The organism is Longimicrobium sp., from assembly GCF_048594345.1.
Taxonomy (GTDB): domain Bacteria; phylum Gemmatimonadota; class Gemmatimonadetes; order Longimicrobiales; family Longimicrobiaceae; genus Longimicrobium.
Genome location: NZ_JBMDXM010000247.1, coordinates 35,150 through 52,765 on the forward strand (window position 1 = coordinate 35,150; position 17,616 = coordinate 52,765).

At 70.8% G+C, this 17,616-nt stretch carries 16 protein-coding genes; all 16 read right to left on the reverse strand.

Annotated elements, in window-relative coordinates; translation table 11 throughout:
* Positions 1–82 precede the first annotated feature (82 nt).
* Positions 83–1,675: a flotillin family protein gene (locus ACOJUJ_RS26280; protein WP_420129901.1), complete on the reverse strand. Its 1,593-nt coding sequence runs from the start codon at positions 1,673–1,675 to the stop codon at positions 83–85.
* Positions 1,665–2,213, reverse strand: a complete 549-nt coding sequence (locus tag ACOJUJ_RS26285; protein WP_420129902.1) for a hypothetical protein — start codon at positions 2,211–2,213, stop codon at positions 1,665–1,667. The genes ACOJUJ_RS26280 and ACOJUJ_RS26285 overlap by 11 nt, the downstream gene beginning before the upstream one ends.
* Before the next feature lie 318 nt (positions 2,214–2,531).
* Complete coding sequence (locus ACOJUJ_RS26290) at positions 2,532–3,602, reverse strand: AAA family ATPase (RefSeq protein WP_420129903.1); 1,071 nt, start codon at positions 3,600–3,602, stop codon at positions 2,532–2,534.
* The gene (gene pnuC / locus ACOJUJ_RS26295) at positions 3,599–4,162 is read right to left on the reverse strand and encodes a nicotinamide riboside transporter PnuC (protein ID WP_420129904.1); all 564 of its coding nucleotides are present in this window, start codon (positions 4,160–4,162) and stop codon (positions 3,599–3,601) included. Before pnuC ends, ACOJUJ_RS26290 begins: the two co-directional genes overlap by 4 nt.
* Positions 4,159–5,562 carry an AMP-binding protein gene (locus tag ACOJUJ_RS26300; RefSeq protein WP_420129905.1) on the reverse strand — a complete coding sequence of 468 codons (1,404 nt, stop codon included), beginning with the start codon at positions 5,560–5,562 and terminating at the stop codon, positions 4,159–4,161. Before ACOJUJ_RS26300 ends, pnuC begins: the two co-directional genes overlap by 4 nt.
* Positions 5,559–6,143, reverse strand: coding sequence for a hypothetical protein (locus tag ACOJUJ_RS26305; protein ID WP_420129906.1), 585 nt, complete (start codon positions 6,141–6,143; stop codon positions 5,559–5,561). The genes ACOJUJ_RS26300 and ACOJUJ_RS26305 overlap by 4 nt, the downstream gene beginning before the upstream one ends.
* A gap of 339 nt (positions 6,144–6,482) precedes the next feature.
* Positions 6,483–8,312: a VWA domain-containing protein gene (locus ACOJUJ_RS26310; protein WP_420129907.1), complete on the reverse strand. Its 1,830-nt coding sequence runs from the start codon at positions 8,310–8,312 to the stop codon at positions 6,483–6,485.
* A complete protein-coding gene (locus ACOJUJ_RS26315) occupies positions 8,309–9,319 on the reverse strand; it encodes a hypothetical protein (RefSeq protein WP_420129908.1) in 1,011 nt (336 codons plus the stop codon). Before ACOJUJ_RS26315 ends, ACOJUJ_RS26310 begins: the two co-directional genes overlap by 4 nt.
* Positions 9,320–10,900, reverse strand: a complete 1,581-nt coding sequence (locus tag ACOJUJ_RS26320) for an AAA family ATPase (RefSeq protein ID WP_420129909.1) — start codon at positions 10,898–10,900, stop codon at positions 9,320–9,322.
* A 191-nt stretch (positions 10,901–11,091) separates the two neighbouring features.
* Positions 11,092–11,922 carry a D-hexose-6-phosphate mutarotase gene (locus tag ACOJUJ_RS26325; protein WP_420129910.1) on the reverse strand — a complete coding sequence of 277 codons (831 nt, stop codon included), beginning with the start codon at positions 11,920–11,922 and terminating at the stop codon, positions 11,092–11,094.
* On the reverse strand, positions 11,919–12,461 hold the full coding sequence (locus ACOJUJ_RS26330) for a YfiT family bacillithiol transferase (RefSeq protein WP_420129911.1): 543 nt from the start codon (positions 12,459–12,461) through the stop codon (positions 11,919–11,921). The genes ACOJUJ_RS26325 and ACOJUJ_RS26330 overlap by 4 nt, the downstream gene beginning before the upstream one ends.
* Before the next feature lie 46 nt (positions 12,462–12,507).
* Entirely contained in the window at positions 12,508–13,500 is a 993-nt protein-coding gene (locus ACOJUJ_RS26335; protein WP_420129912.1) for an alpha/beta fold hydrolase, read from the reverse strand.
* A gap of 713 nt (positions 13,501–14,213) precedes the next feature.
* Positions 14,214–15,641, reverse strand: a complete 1,428-nt coding sequence (gene dacB / locus ACOJUJ_RS26340; protein ID WP_420129913.1) for a D-alanyl-D-alanine carboxypeptidase/D-alanyl-D-alanine endopeptidase — start codon at positions 15,639–15,641, stop codon at positions 14,214–14,216.
* Between the two features lie 16 nt (positions 15,642–15,657).
* On the reverse strand, positions 15,658–16,137 hold the full coding sequence (locus tag ACOJUJ_RS26345) for a hypothetical protein (RefSeq protein WP_420129914.1): 480 nt from the start codon (positions 16,135–16,137) through the stop codon (positions 15,658–15,660).
* Between the two features lie 235 nt (positions 16,138–16,372).
* Positions 16,373–16,696, reverse strand: a complete 324-nt coding sequence (locus ACOJUJ_RS26350) for a hypothetical protein (RefSeq protein ID WP_420129915.1) — start codon at positions 16,694–16,696, stop codon at positions 16,373–16,375.
* Positions 16,697–17,137: 441 nt separating this feature from the next.
* On the reverse strand, positions 17,138–17,536 hold the full coding sequence (locus ACOJUJ_RS26355) for a TonB-dependent receptor plug domain-containing protein (protein ID WP_420129916.1): 399 nt from the start codon (positions 17,534–17,536) through the stop codon (positions 17,138–17,140).
* Between the last annotated feature and the right edge of the window lie 80 nt (positions 17,537–17,616).

Consider the following 17,616-nt stretch of genomic DNA (forward strand, 5'->3'; position numbering starts at 1 on the left):
CCGGGAAGGGGCGGCACCCCGTCCGGGAGGCCGCCGCTTCCTCATCCGCCGATCAGCCGTTGAGCCGATCCGCCGCCGGTGATCAATCCGCCGAGGCCGTCTCGGGCTCCGGAGCGGCGACGATCTTGGGGACGGCGATCGCGTCCGCGGAGCCGGTGACGTTGCCGTCCTCGGCCAGCTTGCCGAACATGGCCGGCAGCTCCACCCCGCCAATGTTGCGGATCACGTCCATCATGGGCGGCATGGCGCCCGCCAGCCCGCTGATGAAGTTGCCCGTGGCGGCGCCGTTGCCGCTGTCCCACACCACCACCTTGTCCAGCTTGATGTTGCTTATGGCCAGCGCCGCCGTCTCGGCCAGGTTGTCCATGTGCTCCAGCATCAGCAGCTGGAACGCCTCGCGCGAGCCGCCCGCCGCGTCCACGATCATCTTGAGGCCCTCGGCCTTCTTGGCCAGCATCTCGTACTGGCCGCGGGCCTCGGCCTCGAGCTTGGCGTAGATGGCCGCCGCCTCGGCCTTGGCGTGCAGCACGCGCTTTTCCGCCTCGGCCTCGGCCTCGACGATGGTGCGGGCCTTCTCGGCCTTGGCCGGGGCTTCCAGGGCCGCGCGGCGCTCCGCCTCCACCCGCTCGGCCTCGGCCACGGCGGCCTTGGCCATGGCGCGGTTCTGCGCCTCCTGCACCGCCGCCTCGGCCTCGCGCTTGCGCGTTTCGGCCACCTGGTACGCCTCGGCCTGGCGCACCTTCAGCTGCGCCTCGGTGGCCACGATCTGCGCCTGCGACTGGGCCTCGCCGGCAATGGCCTTGGCGTCGGCGCCGGCGACGGCCACGCGCTTCTTCTGCTCCGCCTCCTTCACCGCCATCTCGCGCTCAAAGGCGGCCGTCTGCTCGCCCACCTTCTGCTCCTTGTCCAGCTCGGCCACGCGCACCGCCTGCTCGCGCTCGGCCTCGCGGATGCCGATCTCGCGCGCCTTGTGGGCGTTGGCCACCTGGATCACCCGCTCGCGCTCGGCCTCGGCCACGCGAATCTCGCCCATGCGCTCCTGGTCGGCCACGTCGCCGCGGGCCTTCTGCACCGCTTCGGCCGCCGCCTTGCGGCCAATGGCCTCGATGTACCCCGACTCGTCGTTGATGTCGGTGATGTTCACGTTCAGCAGCACCAGGCCCAGCTTTTTGAGCTCCGGCTCCAGCGACGTCTGGATGTTGTGGAGGAACGCGTCGCGGTCGCGGTTGATCTCTTCGATGCGCATGGACGCGATCACCTGGCGCAGCTGGCCAAAGATGATGTCCTGCGCCTGCCGCTTGATCTGCTCGAAGGTCAGCTTGAGCAGGCGCACCGCCGCGTTCTGCCGCACCGCCGGCTCGGTGCCGATGGCCACGGTAAACACGCTGGGCACGCTTACGCGGATGTTCTCGAAGCTCAGCGCGTCCTTGAGCGGGATGTCGATCTGGATGGGCTCCAGGCTCAGGTAGTCGTACTCCTGGATCACCGGCCAGACCATGGCCCCGCCGCCGCTGATGCACTTGGCCGATTCGCCGCCCGACACCTTGCCGCTGATGACCAGCAGCTTGTTGGCCGGGCACCGGCGGTACCGCGAGACAAAGAACATGGCCAGCCAGAAGACCACCAGTACGGTGGCGCCGGCCAGCAGCAGCGTGGGCGAGATGTCAGTAGGCATCGGCAACGGCTCCGAGCTGGGGTTGAGGGGCGACTTCGAGGGTGTCGGGATCCAGCACGTCCACCACCACCACCGGTGCGCCGGTGGGCAGCGGATCGCGCGATACGGCGTTCATCTCCACGGTCCGGCCCTGCAGGAACAGGTGGACCTTGCCCGGCGCGCCGCGTCCGCCGGGAATGCTCAGGTACACGGTGGCGGGGTGGCCCACGGCGCCCTCCACCCGCACCACGCCGTCGCTTTCCATCCGCCGCATCCCGCGCATGACGAACGCCACGCCCGCCGCGGCGCCCACGCCGGCAACGGTGGCCACGGGGAGGGCAAGCAGGGCGGGAAAGCCCCACTCCAGCGCGGCCAGCCCCGTAAGGCCCAGAAAGCAGAGCCCCGCCGCGATGGCGCGCAGGCTGAGCAGGTGCAGCCCATCGCCGTGCGCGGCGTGGTCGTGGTGGCTGTCGTCGTCCGATCCCATCAACCCCAGCAGGGATTGAAGCAGGATGAACCCGCCGCCGGCCACGGCGCACACCCAGAACATGGTGCTCAAAGGATAACGTCCCCGGGATGGAGGATATCGGGGCGGGGAGGAAACTTCTGGCGCGAACGAAGCTACCCGAAAACCCCCGCCCCTGTCAACCGTACGGCCTTGTGCGGCATGGGGTTTCGATGCCGGCGAGCCGGACTACAGGAAACAGAGGTCAGGGTACAGAGGAACGGAGAACTGCCAGAGGAACAGAGGTGATCCGCATTCCCTCCTCTGTTCCTCCGGCTGTTCCCGGTCTCCTCTGTACCCTGACCTCTGTTCCTGTTGTGGTCCGGCTTGAGGTGGGGTGTTTTGCGTGCCCAGGTTTTTGCGGATCCCGCCTCACTCTGGAACGCGCGGGGACACCTCTGCGGGCAGCGCGGCGCGAACGAGGCCGATGCGCTCGCGCAGGGAGCCGGGGGCGAGGACGAAGGGGACACCTCGTTCCGCCAGCTGGCGCAGGTACCACGCGTGCTGCTCGTCGCGGAACGAACCGCCGTGGCGAATGCCGTCCTGCACAAAGCCGAAGTCCGGCGGGCACAGCACCGTCAGGTCGTACTCGCGCTCCGCCAGCCGCTCCAGCGCCGGCTCTACCCGGCCGAACAGGTGCAGGCTGAAGAACAGCGTGGTGAGCGGCGTGGTGTCGCAAAAGACGAAGCGGTTGGCATGCAGCGCCGCATCCTCCTCGCGCGCCACCTGCACCCGGCCGATGTGCTGCATGTCGGCCAGGTCCAGCCGCCCCGCCTTGTCCGTCCACACCTGGCGCCCGTACTCCGGCACCCACACCGTATTCAGCTCGCTCGCCAGCGCCATGGCCAGCGTCGTCTTGCCGGTGGATTCCCCGCCCAGCAGGCACACCCGCCCCACGAACGACGCGTAGACATCCGGCGCGAGCAGGTGCCGGTGCGCGTGGACGTCCGCGCGCAGCAGGGTCCCGCTGACGGGCACCTGCCGGCGTGCCGGGTCCACCATCACGTGCCGCACCTCCGCCGCGTCCGGCTGCCGCTCGCGAAAGTAGCGCGTCAGCTCCGCGGCGAATCCGTCCCCATAGCTCTCGCTGCTGAAGACGGCGTCCACCGTAACCCCCAGCACCTGCTGGCAGACCCAACCGCAGAACCGCCGGTCCTCGATCTCCGCCGCGTCGTTGGGAGGGATGCGGACGGGAGGACGGCTGGGGGGGAGGATGCGGCGCAGGCGCTCGTCCGTAAGCACCAGCACGCGGGCGGTGGGAAAGCGCGTCGTCAGCCACCTCTGGCGCAGCGCGGCGGGGTAGCCGGGGATCTCGGGATTCTGGTAGCTGATGACGACGACGTCGTCGCACTCCGCCAGCGCGCGGCCGATGAGCAGCTCGTGCCCGCGGTGCAGCGGCGCGAACTTGCCCACCACCAGCCCGCGCCGGAATCGTTTGTTCACGCCGCCGGCTGCACCAGGCGCCGCCAGCGCACCAGCGCCACCGCCGCGTTCACCCAGAAGGCGGCAAAGAGCACGGCCGTAAGCCCAAGGCCGCGCGACAGGTACAGCGGAACGCAGATGGTGTTCACCAGCAGCCAGAACCACCACGTCTCGTAGCGGCGGCGCATCAGCAGCAGCTGCGCGACCACGCTGAACGCCATCACCGCCGAGTCCACGAACGGGGCGTACGCATCCGTAAAGCGGTGCAGCAGCCAGCCGTACGCCCCCGTCACCGCCACGCCGCCCGCCAGCATCCCCGCCAGCGCCGCGGGCTGCGTGCGGCGCACGGGGAGCGCGTCGCCCTGGCCGCCGCCGCGCAGCCAGCTCCACCAGCCGATGGCGTTGGTGACGATGTAGAACAGCTGCAGGGTGACGTCCGCGTACAGGTTGGCCTCGTAGAACACCCATCCGAACAGCATGCACGCCACGATCCCCACCCACCAGGTGTGGACGCGGTTCAGCCCCGCCAGCACCACCGATCCGGCGCTGAAGACGTTGGCGGCGATCTCCATCCCGCTCATGGCCGTGCCCCTTCCAGCTCCGACGTGTACTGCACCACCTTGTCCCCGTCAAAGCCGCCTTCCCGCACCTCCATCGCCTGCCCGCCGAACAGCTCCGCCAGCGCGTGGCGCAGGGTGTCGGCGTCCGCGCCGGGCCCGGCGAAGCGGAAGCGCAGGGCGCCGTCCGCCTGCTGATGCAGCGTCCACTGCGACAGCGCGAACCGCTGCAGGGCGTGGGTGACCTCGATGTTGTTCAGCCACTCCCCCGCGGCGGTGCGAAAGCGGACGGGCGGGCGCCCCTGCAGCCCCACCAGCACCGGCTCGCGCCCCGGCGCCACCCGCAGCGCGGCGTGGTCGCCCGTGCGGTAGCGCAGCAGCGGCAGGTACGGGTTGAACCCGCCGGTGAGCGTCACCTCGCCGCGCTCGCCCGGCGGCACCGGGCGCCCCGCGTCGTCCAGCACCTCCACGTACATCCGGTGCTGCAGCAGCACGTGTCCCCCTTCGTCATCATCGTACACGGCCACGGGGCCGGATTCGTTCAGCGAGTACAGGTCCAGCACCGGGCAGCCGAACCGCGCCTGCAGCCGGGCGCGCAGGCCCGGCTGCAGCGCCATGGAGGTGGAGAGGAGCGCGCGGGGCTTCGTCGAGAGCGGCAGCGCGGCCAGCTCCGCAAGGGAGAGCGGATCGCCCGTGTAGACTTCCGGCGCCAGCGCGTCCAGGTAGCGCACCCGGTCGGCGGGATCGCGCCAGTCGTCTGGATGCAGGTTGATCTTGGCGAGCCCGGAGTCGTCCATCAGCGGCGTGACGGAGACGTAGGTAAAGCAGGTTCGCTGAAAGCCGACCAGCACCACGCCCACCTGCCCGCGCCCGTACGCCAGCTCGATGCCGAAGCGGCGCAGCGCGCGGCGGTGGAACGCCAGGTAGCTGGCCGCCACGATCGGGTGCGAGGGCAGCAGCAGCGGGTGCCCCGTGGTGCCGCTCGTGCGGAAGTTGATGATGCGGTCCGTGGGCAGCGGGTCGGGGACAAAGGCCGCCACGTCCCGCCCCAGGTCGGCCCGCGTGACCGTCGGCAGGTCGTGGAAGTCGCGGGGGCGCGAGCCGTAGCGGCGGTAGAAGGGCACCTCCTCCAGGCACTGGTCCACGAAGCCGTCCAGCCACGGCGGCGCCTGCCCGGGCTCCCACCCCGGCCGCGCGGCGCGCACCTGCGCGTCGAACGCGCGAACGCGCTCCAGGTCCGCCGCCGTGAGCCGGTTTCCGCTCTGGTTGCGATAAATGGGCGCGTGCGGATGCTCGCGCAGAAACCGCAGCATCCGCTCGCCGTGCTCCGTGAGCGCGGGGTAGCGGTCCGCGTCGGTCAGGGCGTCGTCGTCGGCCGGCGCGGCGGCGGCGAGGTCGGCGGGGGACCAGGGATCGCCCGTCATTCGCGCGACCACTTGTCGGCGGCTTCCTGGGCCGCCTTGCGGACCAGCGCCTCGCGCACCTCGCGCGCCCGCTCTTCGGCGGCGCGGGCGGCGCGCAGCACGCGGGCGCGCTCGGCGGAGCTCAGGGTGGTCAGGCGGTCCTGCGCCTGCGCCAGCGTTTCGCCCGCGGGGCGGTACCCCAGCCGCGCCAGCGCCAGCCGCGCCAGCTCCTCGCGGCGGTCGGGGTCGCTGACGAATCGGCCGGCGGCGGCCTGCGCGGCCAGCTCGCCCGCCTCGTCGCGCAGCAGCGCCAGCAGCGGGGCGGTGGCGGGCGCCGCGCCGCGGAACCACTCGTCCGCCAGCAGCCAGCAGAGCACCTGCGTTACGCCCAGCTGGTTGCGGTCGCGCGCGGCGTCCGCGCCGGCGAAGCGCGCCAGCTCCGCGGCGGGCGCGACGCCGCCCAGCGCGCGCAGCAGGTCGCCCACCACCGCGTCCGTGTGCACCCGCCCCGCGGTGCCGATGCGCGGCTCCGCCAGAAAGTCCTCCGGCGTCTCCGCCAGCCGGCGCGTCAGCGTCTCCAGGACCGGCCCCTCACGCTCCATCAACCGCGCCGGTGTTCGGTGGACTTCATCGACATCACAGCCATCCTCCTCCGTGCCGCCCTTCGTCGTTGTCTCGATCCCCTGCCTCGACCCCAGCCACGCCGATCATACGGTGTCCGGGAAAACACCTGTCATTCTGAGGAAGCGCCCGCGTCGGACTCTCGGGACAGCCACGGAGCCAGTGGCGCGACCGAAGAATCTCCCTCCCCTCGCGCGGAACCCCTTTCCGGGCAACGCCCGGGAACACCACGTGACAGAAAGAACCTTCCGCTTCGGATAAAGATTCTTCGGTCGGCGCCAGGCTCCTGGGCGAACGGACGGTACCGCGCGGCGCCTCCCTCAGAATGACAGCTTGGTCGGGCCGCCGCGGCCGTAGGTGAGCCGGCTGAACCATTTTGCGAAGGCGACCAGCTCCTCCAGCGTGGCGACGGGATGCACCTGCCACCCCTGCTCGTCGCGCGCGCGGCGGATGGCGTCGTACGCCGGGGACGCGTCCGTCTCCCACCCATCCCGCAGGTTCAGCACAAAGCTGCCGCCGCCGCCCGCGCGCCGCAGCGCATCCGCCGCGATCGCCCATCCGTCCCCGCCGCGCTCGTCCTGGTCGAACAGGGTTGACACGCCGTCGTCGCTGATCACCAGCACGTGCGCGGGGCGTGCGTCGGGTGGGCGGGTGGCGTAGGTGTCGCGCAGCACGTGGATGGGGAACGCCGTGCCGCCGCCAAAGTAGCCGGTGAGGACGCGCAGGATCTCCACCTCGTCACGGACGAAGCCGGGGGTGGTGGTGAACTGGCGCGCGCCGCTCCACAGCGTCGCCTGCACGCGCGCCCCCGCCCGCAGCGCGGAAAGGCAGAGGATGGCGCCCGCCAGCGCGGGGTACGAGGTAAGGTGCTGCGGGTTGGGCATGGAGCCGGAGCTGTCCACGTACAGGTCCAGGTCCAGCGGCACGCGCGCGGGTTCGCGGTCCTCCGTTACGCCCCACACGCGCCGCACCGTGGTCATCCCCGGCACCACGTGCGGGCTCTGCAGCACGGACTGCAGCCAGTCCGCCTCGTCCAGCGCATCGCCCACCTCCCACGGCTCCAGCCCTTCGGGGATGGGATCGCCCGCGGCGGGGGCGGGGCGGCCGGGAAACGGGATCAGGTGCGGCAGCGCGCGCTCGCGGTAGTAGCGCACCGCCGCCTCGTGGTCCGTCACGTCGACGCCGGAGGCGCGCAGGATCTCGCCGTACTGGAACGGCTCCCGCGCCTGCCCCTGCCCGGGCTGGTTGCGCGCCGCGTCCCCGGGTGGCGGCCCCTCGGTGTCGGCGCCGGCGCCGTCCTCCGGCGGCAGGTCCGCCAGCTCGGCGTCGGCGGCGGGGTGCACGGCGCCGGCCGCCTCTTCGGGGTCTTCCTCCACCAGCCCGGCCGGGTCGGAGCCGGCGGCGGCGGCGCGCGTGTCCAGCAGCTTCTCGATCACCCCCGCCGACTGCGTGTCCTGCAGCAGGTGGGGAAGGAGGAGCGCGGCAAAGCGGCCGGAGCCGTCCAGCCAGTCGCGCGCGTAGCTGCGCACCAGCCGCGAGCCCAGCCAGGCGTCGCCCTCCAGCCGGTCGTCCGTGGCGCCGCCGCGCAGCGAGCCGCGCTCCAGGCTCCACAGCAGCTCGTAGATGCGCATGTACAGCGCCCACACCGCGCCGCCGCTGCCGGGCGACCGCGCTGCCATGGCGCGGTAGACGTCGGCCATGCGCAGCCCGGTGCCGCGCTGCAGGCGGTCGTTGATCAGCAGGTCGGTGTAGAGGTTGGCCACCATCGGCGCGTGGTTCTCCACCGTGGGGAGCGCCCTGCGCATGCGCGCGATCATCCGCGTGTGGTCCGTCAGCGTGGCCGGCGCCAGCACGTGGTGGCCGATCTCGTGGGCCAGCACCTCCACGGCGAACCCCTCCACCCCGCACGCGACCACTTCCGGCAGGCTGACCACCACCGCCTGGTCCACCAGCCGGATCATCGCGAAGCTCCCCGTCAGCCCCTCGCCCTTTGCCGCGGCTTCCGTCAGGCAGAGGTTCGGCGGGCGGATGTGGGTGAAGCGGCTCCACGCGGCCAGCGCGTCCGGCCACGCCGCCATCCACCGCGCCTGCAGGTCGGGGGGGGCGGATACGGACGCGGTGGAGGGAGACGGGGCGGCGCTCAACGTCATGCGAGGGAAACCAGCGTCACCGCGTGCGTGTAGCGCGCCGTGAGCGCCGCCGTGGTCCCGTTGGCCGCCACGCCGGTGATGGGCCCCAGCTCCGGCAGCTCCAGCGATGTGCCGTTCCAGGTGAGGCGCGCGCCGTTCACCGCCAGCCCCGGCACCGCGGCCGCCGACGTGGCGTGCGCCACCTCGTCCGGGGTGGCGCGCTGAAAGGTGGCGCCGAACGCGTCCGCCGCCAGCAGCCACCACTCGCCGCCGCTCCCGGCGAGGAAGTGCCCGCCGGCCGCCGCCACCCGCGGCGGCTCCGTGAACAGCCCGCCGAAGCCGCGGAACGCCCCCGCCCGCGCCACCACGCGCAGCCCCGCCGGCGCGTCCGGGCGGGCCGGGTCGAACCACGGGTCCACCGCCAGCCGCTGGCGCACCATCGGCCACTGCCCCGGCGGCGCGCCCAGCACGGCCAGCGCCAGCGGCTCGGGGAGTGCGTCCGCCGCCGCCAGCGCGCCCGCGCGAAAGTGCGCCATCCCGGCGCGCCACGCCGCCACCTGGCCCAGCCGCAGCAGGGTGTCCACGTCCGCGCAGCGCGGGGCCAGCGCCTCCATCGTCCCCATCCACTCTTCCGGCTGCGCGCCCGGGGTGCCGGCCAGCAGGTGCGGCGCGTTGGCCAGCGCGGCCAGCACACGCTCCGGCGCCGCGGCCACCAGCGCGGCCGCCGCGGGGGCCACGCGCCGCCATCCCGCCTCCACGGACGGGTCGCGCGCGGCGGGGCCGGCCAGCCCTTGCCCCAGCAGCTCCAGCCCCAGGTCGTACGCGCACAGGACGACGTCCGACACGCGGTCCGGCGCCGTCCGCTCCACCGCGCGGACAAGCGGATCGACGGTGGAGCGGAGAAAGGCGGCGAACGCCGGGCCGTCCAGCGCGGGGCGCACGCGGCGCGCGGCGGCAAAGCGGGCGTTAAACTCCGGGCGCGCGGAGCGAAGGACGTGCGCCAGGGCGGGGCTCAGGGCGGCGTCCATTTACTGCGTCCGCAGCCAGCGCAGGTAGTTGGTGTAGCGCTGGTGAAGGTACTTGAGCACCAGCAGGTCGTCGTACAGGTGCCCGTACAGCTTGCGCCCCTTGCTCCACTCGCCGATCAGCCGCTCGATGCGCACCAGCCGCGCGCGCGTCTCCGCCTCCGTTACCCCGTTCAGCCCGCGGCGGAACTCCGTGCTCAGCTGGGCCACGGGATCATCCGCGTCCAGGTTCAGCCGGTCATAGTCCGCGCACGACAGGTCGAACACCCGGCGCAGCCAGCCCACGCGGTCGGTGCGGAACATGGCGTTGCCCGCCGCGCCGAAGAACGGGGCGTCCAGGTCAGGCACCAGCTTGTCGTGGAGGACAAAGGGAAGCACCTGCCGCAGATCCTCCAGCTCCACCGTGCGATTGCCGCGAAAGTAGGCCAGCGCCTTGGCGTAGACGAGCAGCGTGGTGAGCACACGAACGGAAAGGCCGTTTCGTGACTGGCAACCGAGGTCCTTCAGCCGGTCGCGCCCCGTCTCCAGCGCCGTCACGGCGTGCCACTCGATGCCGGAAAGCCGCGCGGTGTCCTTGGTCTTGTACTCGAACTGCTCCGCCGCCACCTCGCAGAACTCGAACTGGCTGGCGAAAAACTCCAGCCGCCGCGCAACTTCCGTGGGCACCGGCACCGCGCGCACCTCGTCCTGCAGCCGGTCCACCTCCGCCTCGGTGAACACGATCTGCCTGGGCACCACCTCTTCGGGCCGCACGTTCTCCTCGATGCGCGCCAGCAGGTCGGTCATAAAGCGGGGGTTGAACGCCAGCGCCTGCACGATCACGTCGATGCGGTCGCGCAGCGCCTCGATCACCTGGTAGGTGCCGCCGCCCTGCTCGTCGTTGGCCGTCAGGTACCACGCCGCCTCGGGGCACTCGTAGACGTGGTTCAGGATCTCGGCGTAGTTGTCGCCCATCACGGTGAGCAGGGCGCTCTGCGTGCGGGTGGGGATGCGGTTGTACTCGTCGATGATCTTTACCCGCATCCCCAGCCAGCTGCGCCACGAAATGCGGATGTCCTCGATGCTCTGCGCCGCCACCAGGTCCGCGGGGAGCGGATTTCCCAGCAGGTCCGCCACCGTCATCTGCGGATGGCCGTGCTGCATGGCGCGGCGCACCTCGCGCACGCTGTAGCCGGCCAGGATCCCCATCAGCAGCGCGCTGGCCGTTTTGCCGCGCCCCGGCCCGCCCACGAACAGGCACTTGCGGCGGGTGGCAAAGGTCAGCAGCGGCAGCAGCACGTAGCTGCTGTAGCTCTGCGCCGAGGGAAGCGTGAGCCGGCTGCGACTGTCGCCCATGACGAACGACTGCGGCGGCCCGTCATTGAACTCTACGTCGTAGTGCGGGCTGATGATGGCCGTGTTGACGATCCAGAAGTACGCCTGGCGCAGCTTTTCGTCCAGCGGAGGCCCGGCCTCGGGACCGTCGGCCGGCGCGGCGAGCGGCCCGCGGTACAGGTCGGCCACGTCGAACGCGCGGGGCGCCGCCGGCACGTGCGGATTGGTGGGGGATTGCGATACCCGCTGCAGCGCGTCTAGCCAGCCCATGGACCGTTCGTGGGGATGGATGGAAATAGCAGTGCGCCGGGACGGATTCACTCTCGCCCCGGCTTGCATTGATCTTACGCGTCTGACCCCGCCCCGGCGAGCCGGCATCCCGCCGTCGGCAGGCGTCGGCAGGGAAGGAAAGGGGCCTCACACAGAGTCAACAGGGTCAACAGAGTCGGATCCGTGCGCGTCTACGCGGGCTGGACCCGGATCCGCTGGCTCCCCGTCCAGCTGGCGCCCGCATCCAGCCGCACAGGCGCGCCCACCTGCGCCGCCTCCACGCAGATCATCTCCAGGTACTCGTCGTCCTCCATGTCCGGCAGCGCCGCCGTAGCCGCCGCCCACGGATTCCACACCACCGTGTCCGCGAATCCGCGAGCGCGCAGCAGGAAATCACGTGCATTCTGTGGATCGTGGACGACCAGATCGGGCGGCGTGTTGAGATAGACGCGATCCACCTCGCCATTCACGATCAGGGAGCGGTCCTCGTCTACCCGCTCTTCCTTTCCCGCGCGGTAGCGGAGGCCGTGCAGCCCTTCGATGGATGCGCGGCGGACGTCCCCCACGCGCAGGTAGGTGTGCAGCGCGGCCGTGAACTCGAACGCCGCGTCGCCGGTGTTCCGGATCGTCAGTTCGATCGAGAGCCAGTCGTCCCCCACCTCCACCGCCAGCTCCGCGACGAATGCGTGTGGCCAGACGGCGTGCGTCTCCGCGGAATCACGCAGGCGCAGTCGGACGGCGCCGGGACGATCGCCATCATCCACCCGCTCCCACGGCTGCGTGCGCGCAACGCCGTGCTTGGGGAGCGGGCCCAGCGCCGCGAACTGGGGAAAGATGACGGGCACGCCGCCGCGGATCGCCGTCCCCTGCGCGAAGGTGGCGGCGCGGCTCAGGAACAGCGCCTCGGATCCACCCGCCGGCACCCACGAGGTTACGTGGGCGCCGTGCAGGTACACCTCCGCCCTGCCGCCGGAGGGGTGTGAAAGCCGCAGTTTGGGCAGCCCGGCCGGATCGCCGGTCACCACCCCATCCGCTCGCGCAGGGCGGTGACGTGCGCCACGTGGTGCCGGCCGTGCCACGCGTACATCGCCAGCAGCATGTCCAGGCGCATAGGGCCGTGGTCGGGGTGATTGATGGTGCGCGCCCACTGCTCGTCCGAGATGGAGCGCAGCAGGTTCACCCAGCGCTCGTGCAGCAGCTCCAGCGCCGTCAGCGACGATGCCACCGGCGTGGAGCGCGTGTCTTCCAGCTCCGCCCACGCCGCTTCGTCGTACGTCTTGATGGTGGGATTCTCCTCCGTCAGCCCCAGCTTGAAGCGGGTGTACGCGTTCATGTGGCTGTCGGGAACGTGGTGCGCCAGCTGCCGCACCGTCCATCCGCCGTCGCGGTACGGCGTGTCCAGCTGCTGGTCGCTCAGCCCCTCCACCGCCGCGCGAAACCGCGCCGGCGTCTCGGCGATCGAACCGATCCACTCGCGCCGCCGCTCAGGCGTAGCCTCCACGTCCCGCTGGAACGTGCCAACGGGGAACCGCGGGTCGGCCGCGGACTCTGTCATCGTCATGGGATGTCTCCGGTGAGGAAAGGAGTGCGAAAGTGCGGGCGGATGTTCACGGACTTGCCGCGTTGCCTGGATTCGCGGGCGCGGTGGATGCTCGAACCGCGCCGACCACGTCGCGGACGGCGCGGATCACGACGTCGGGGCGGTCGGCGTGGATGTAGTGCGATGCATCGTCCACCCTCTCGTGGCGGGCGTGGGTGGACCACGTCGCCTGGTCCTGGTGGAACTGCATCCACCGCGAGGTCGGCGACACCCCCCGAGCCCCGGTCAGCACCACCAGCGGCCGGGAGCCCAGATCGCGATGGCGGCCGGCGTCGCGCAGCGTGGCCGCGATTGCCTGGTTCTCCTTCAGCAGCGCCGCAACCGAGGTGGGGAAGTGTGCGCGGTGCGCGGCGATCATGTCGGTCGACGCCGACGGCGGACGGTTGTTCACGGGCACCAGCCGCGCGGCGCCCATCCGCAGCAGCGCGGGGCCGGCCGCGTTCACCCCCGCGTCCCGCACGCGCCGCCGCAGCGGTGCGGAGGCGCCCACGGGAAAGCGCTGATCCGGGTGCGATGCGTCTACGAACACCAGTCCCGCCACCTCCGCGCCGTAGCGGCCGGTAAAGGCCAGCGCGTACGGCCCGCCCATGGAGTGGCCCACCATCACCCACGGCGGACGCTCGCCGGCGGCCGCCAGCGCCGCGTGCAGGTCATCCGCCATCCGCCCGCTGTCGAAGGCGCCCCTGGCCGCGTCGCTCCACATGATCCCGGCGCGGCTGTACGCGCACACCCGCGTGGTCTGCGCGATGGAATCGTGAATCGGCGCCCAGCTAAGCGAGCCAAAGTGGTCCAGGCCGGCGATCAGCACCACCGTGGGCGATCCCGCGCCACGGCAGTCGATCTGGATCCGCCGTCCGCCCACGTCCACCAGCTTTCCCGGCGCCGGATGCCCGCGCGCGGCGCGATGCCGGGCTACGCTCTCGTACGCGGCCCCCGCGACCGCGAGAACGACGGTAAGCAGGCCCAGGCCGAGGAGTGCGCGGCGGACGCGACGCTTCATCGTGGATGGTTAAGGCGCGTTGACGGCGGCTTCCCCGCGTGCGGAAGATCGGGTGTAGTACACGCGCGATCACCGCGGGCCGCGGGACAAGGTAAGCGGGAACGGATGGCGGGCGAGAGGGCGAACGGGGTTCTCACGAATCCTTTACAACCAGTGGAAACGCGAAGGGGGGCAGGAAAGAAATGTGCAGGCCTCCTCGTTGTGCGGATTACTTGACGGGAAGAGCGGCTTGTCGCATATATGCGACGGCGTGATCTGCGCGATCGGGGCACCATCGGGCTCGGGCCGCGACTGCACAGCCGCAGTGGCGTTCGCCGGCGGAACATGCTCTCACCCCCATCCTGCGAGGTACCATGCGTCGCATCACCTCAGCCCGTGTCCCAACTCTGGTCTTTGGTGCCGGCATCGCCGCGGTGCTCACATTCGGGGCCACCTCCGCCGTGGCGGCTCCCGGCGAGTACGGGGGCGACCGGTTCTTCTGCGGCTATTATGCCGACGAAGGGAGCTGCCAGCAGTGCTGCGGGAGGTTCCAGGCTTCCTGGGAGGGCATCGAATGCTGGTGCGGCCCGGATGGGAGTTCATAGAGCAGAGGTGGTCAGTGATCGTCGACCCGATCTGAGAGAAACGATGCGAAAAGTGCCCGGCGCCATCACGGCACCGGGCACTCGACACGTGGGCCCTTGATCCTGGGCACTCGATCCTTGAACCCGCCCCTATCGCGTATACCCCGCCAGCAGGTTCCCCAGGTTCGTCTGCACGCCGCGTGCGCCGCTGGTGTTGCGGCCGTTGTAGAGGAACGAGAACACCACCGTTTCGCCGCTGGCCGTCTTTACATATCCGCTCAGCGTGCGCACGTCGTTGATGTAGCCCGTCTTGGCGTGCAGGTTTCCCTGCGCCGGGCCGCCCACGAACATGCGCCGCATGGTACCGCCCGGGTCGCCGGCGATGGCCATGGACTCGTGGAACGGCTGCGACCACGGCTGCTTGTGCGCGTAGATCAGCGCGCGCACCAGCGCCTGTGCGCTGGTGCGGTTCTGCGCGCTAAGGCCCGAGCCGTCCGCCTGCCACAGCTCACCCCAGGGCACGCCGGCCTTGTCGTGAAAGAACACCGCCGAGGCCGCGCCGCCGCCCGCGTAGGTGCCCTGTCCCACCGCCTTGGCCGCCGCCGCCTTCCACAGGTGCTCCGCGAAAAAGTTGTCGGAGTGGCGGTTCAGCTGCGGCACCATCTGCACCAGCGGAATGGACAGGTGCCGGTGCACCAGCACCGAGCCCTGCGGCGTCTGGGCAATGCGCAGCGGTCCGCGCACCTCGATCCCCGCCTCGCGCAGCGCCTGGCGAACGGCGCCGCCGGCCAGGTACGCCGGCTCGAACGCCCCCACGCCAAAGCGGCCCCGCCCGCCGCCGCGGATGCGGATGGTGTCCTGGTGCGGCTGGCGCACCGCGTAGGCGTTGGCCCCGCCCCCGCGCGATCCGTTGACGATGGGGATCTCCGGCACGTCCGGCTCGCGGATGTAGCCCTGGCCCTGCCCGGGCGTCATCCGCACCCACAGCATGTTGCGGTTGAACGGCAGCCCGCTCACCGTGGGGGCGTAGCGCGCGGCGCCGTTCCCCGTGTCGCGCGGCCAGTCGGGCCCAAAGTTCTGCCGGTCGTGAATGTACGGGTCGGCGATCACCCCGCCCTCTACCACCCGCACCCCCAGCCGCTTGAGCCCCGCCGCCATGGCGCGCGGGCTGGTGAGCGGGTCCTTGTCGTATTCGTAGTAGCCGAACGCCGGGTCGCCCGAGCCGCGGATCACAACGTCGCCGCGCAGCACGCCGTTCTGCACCGCGCCGGTGATCAGCAGGTCCGTGGGAAAGCGGTAGTCCGGCCCCAGCACGTCCAGCGCCCAGATGGCGCTGTACACCTTGTTGTTGCTGGCCGGGATGATGGCCTTGTCGGCGTTGATGGCGAACAGCGGCTGGTTGCGGTCCATGGACCAGGCGAAGACGCTCCACTCGCTCTGGTTGGGGACCATGGCGCTGGCCTGGGCCTGCAGCGGGCCGCCCGCCGTCTGCGTGACGGCGCGCGCGGCCAGTACGCCGCCGCCCGCCAGCGCCAGGGCCAGCGCGGCGGGCACGGCGGTTCGGTTGATGAACTTCATCAGCGTGCTTCCGGGATCAGTGCGCGGGGGCGGGCGGAACCGGCGGGGCCGCCGCATCCGCAGCCGCCGCGTCGGGCGCGGGGCGCTTGGGCTCCGTCAGCTCCAGCATCCGCTGCTGCATGCGGAACGACGAGCGGGTGTTTTCTTCGATGTCCATCATCAGCACAAAGATCCCCGCCAGCGCAAACAGCGCCACCGCCACCACGATGCTGCTTACGAAGACGATGGCGCCGTTGGTGCCGCTCAGCCCGTCCTCCCCCAGCGTGGAGAAAAACACCAGCGCCCCCAGCAGCAGCACCATCACGCCCAGGAAGCGCAGCACCGCCAGCAGGGTGCGCAGGCTGCCGTAGCGCGTTTCCACTCCGGCCAGTCGCCGGGGCGCGCGCCGCTCCTTGAGCAGGTTGCCGCAGTTGGGGCACTTGTCGACGGTGGGGTCGTCCACCACGGTGCCGCACCGGGTGCACTGTACCGGCGTGCTGAACAGGTGCAGGGACATCGCTTGGCCGCTCTTCCGTGAGCGCCGCCGGGCCGCCGCGCTCGGGCGGCCGGGGATGGCGCGGTTGATTTCAGGGGAATGCCAGGTCAGTGGGCGGAGAGCAACGCGCGTGCCATCCAGGGACGGAAGAAGTACGAAAGTACGAAAAGTACGAGAGTACGGTGATGCGGGTCGGCCAGGTCGTGGCGCTCCGATCTTCCGTACTCTCGTACTCCGTACTTTCGTACCTCTTCGCCTACTCCTCGTCCTCGTCGCCTTCTTCGCGGCCCTTGCGGCTCACCAGCTTGTTGAAGCGGTCCAGCTTGCCGTCGTCGCCCTCCATGTCGCGGTGCAGAAAGGCAAGATCGTTCTCCTCGAACTTCTCGAACCATTCCTCCCACTCGATCTCCTCCAGCGAATCCCCGCCGGAGTAGCCGGGAAAATCAATCCGCAGGATCCCCGGATCATCGCCGCCGCCGGTGCGCTTTACGCGGCTGGGCTTGCCGCCGCGCTCTTCCACCCACTGGCGGATGAAATCGTGGTCGGTCGTGGTATGGGCGCTGCGCTCGGACTTGCTCATCGTCGTCATCCTCCGTCCAGACGGGTCATGGGCACGGCCCCGCGGCCGCCGTGCGCACCGTAAGCACTTCGCGTACCGCGGAGGAGGCAGGTGAAGGGGTGAACGGGTGAACGGGTGAACGGGTGAACGGGTGAACGGGTGTGAGGGTGTGAGGGTGTGAGGGTGTGAGGGTGTGAGGGTGTGAGGGTGTGGTTGTCGGCAGGCGGATCCGCATGGTTGCGGACGCGCAGGTGCGTGGAACGCCGTATGAAGCCCGGCCGCCGTGTCCGCGAAGGCGGACAGCGTGAGGTTGTTGCCGCGATTTCAATCGCTCTTCCGGGACCTGCGGACACCCTCTGCTCCCTATGAACGATGCGCCGGACGAATCGAGGTTCGTCCGGCGCATCGTTCAGCGTCGAAGGATCAGTTCCCGAAGCTGGCCCGCCGCTTCCGTGGACTGCGTCAGCTCCGCAGACGGGCCCCCGTGCGCGTGGTGATGATGATCACGCCCCGCTCCGCGCGGCTGCCGTACAGCGAAGCCGCCGTGTTGCCCCGCAGCACTTCGACCGACTCGATGTCGTTGTTGTCGACGTCCTTCAGCGTCAGCACGATGACGCCATCCACGATGTACATGGGCTCCGTCGCTCCGGCGGGGAAAGGGCCATAGCAGCGCAGGGTGATTGTCGGAACTCCATTCGTGACCAGCGCGGCCTTTTCCACCGCTTCCGGTTGGGCGGCGGTCTGAACGCTGGCTTCCGCTTTGGGCTCCGGTGCCAGCTCCGGACCGGCGATGGCGTCTGCCGCGCACGCCGCGGTGGCGAGCAGGGGCAGGCAGAGCAACAGACGAAGGTAGCGATTCATTCGGTATCTCTCCCGTTTTCTGGTTCGTCTCGCATCCATCAACGGGAGAACGCGTTAGCCGCGCAGGAACGGACGGCGCC

Excerpts from the sequence above, each read along its gene's own strand:
- ACOJUJ_RS26280 (WP_420129901.1), bottom strand. The coding sequence starts at position 1,675 with ATGCCTACTGACATCTCGCCCACGCTGCTGCTGGCCGGCGCCACCGTA.
- pnuC (WP_420129904.1), bottom strand. The coding sequence starts at position 4,162 with ATGAGCGGGATGGAGATCGCCGCCAACGTCTTCAGCGCCGGATCGGTG.
- ACOJUJ_RS26300 (WP_420129905.1), bottom strand. The coding sequence starts at position 5,562 with ATGACGGGCGATCCCTGGTCCCCCGCCGACCTCGCCGCCGCCGCGCCG.
- ACOJUJ_RS26305 (WP_420129906.1), bottom strand. The coding sequence starts at position 6,143 with ATGGAGCGTGAGGGGCCGGTCCTGGAGACGCTGACGCGCCGGCTGGCG.
- ACOJUJ_RS26310 (WP_420129907.1), bottom strand. The coding sequence starts at position 8,312 with ATGACGTTGAGCGCCGCCCCGTCTCCCTCCACCGCGTCCGTATCCGCC.
- ACOJUJ_RS26315 (WP_420129908.1), bottom strand. The coding sequence starts at position 9,319 with ATGGACGCCGCCCTGAGCCCCGCCCTGGCGCACGTCCTTCGCTCCGCG.
- ACOJUJ_RS26320 (WP_420129909.1), bottom strand. The coding sequence starts at position 10,900 with ATGGGCTGGCTAGACGCGCTGCAGCGGGTATCGCAATCCCCCACCAAT.
- ACOJUJ_RS26330 (WP_420129911.1), bottom strand. The coding sequence starts at position 12,461 with ATGACGATGACAGAGTCCGCGGCCGACCCGCGGTTCCCCGTTGGCACG.
- ACOJUJ_RS26335 (WP_420129912.1), bottom strand. The coding sequence starts at position 13,500 with ATGAAGCGTCGCGTCCGCCGCGCACTCCTCGGCCTGGGCCTGCTTACC.
- dacB (WP_420129913.1), bottom strand. The coding sequence starts at position 15,641 with ATGAAGTTCATCAACCGAACCGCCGTGCCCGCCGCGCTGGCCCTGGCG.
- ACOJUJ_RS26345 (WP_420129914.1), bottom strand. The coding sequence starts at position 16,137 with ATGTCCCTGCACCTGTTCAGCACGCCGGTACAGTGCACCCGGTGCGGC.
- ACOJUJ_RS26350 (WP_420129915.1), bottom strand. The coding sequence starts at position 16,696 with ATGAGCAAGTCCGAGCGCAGCGCCCATACCACGACCGACCACGATTTC.
- ACOJUJ_RS26355 (WP_420129916.1), bottom strand. The coding sequence starts at position 17,536 with ATGAATCGCTACCTTCGTCTGTTGCTCTGCCTGCCCCTGCTCGCCACC.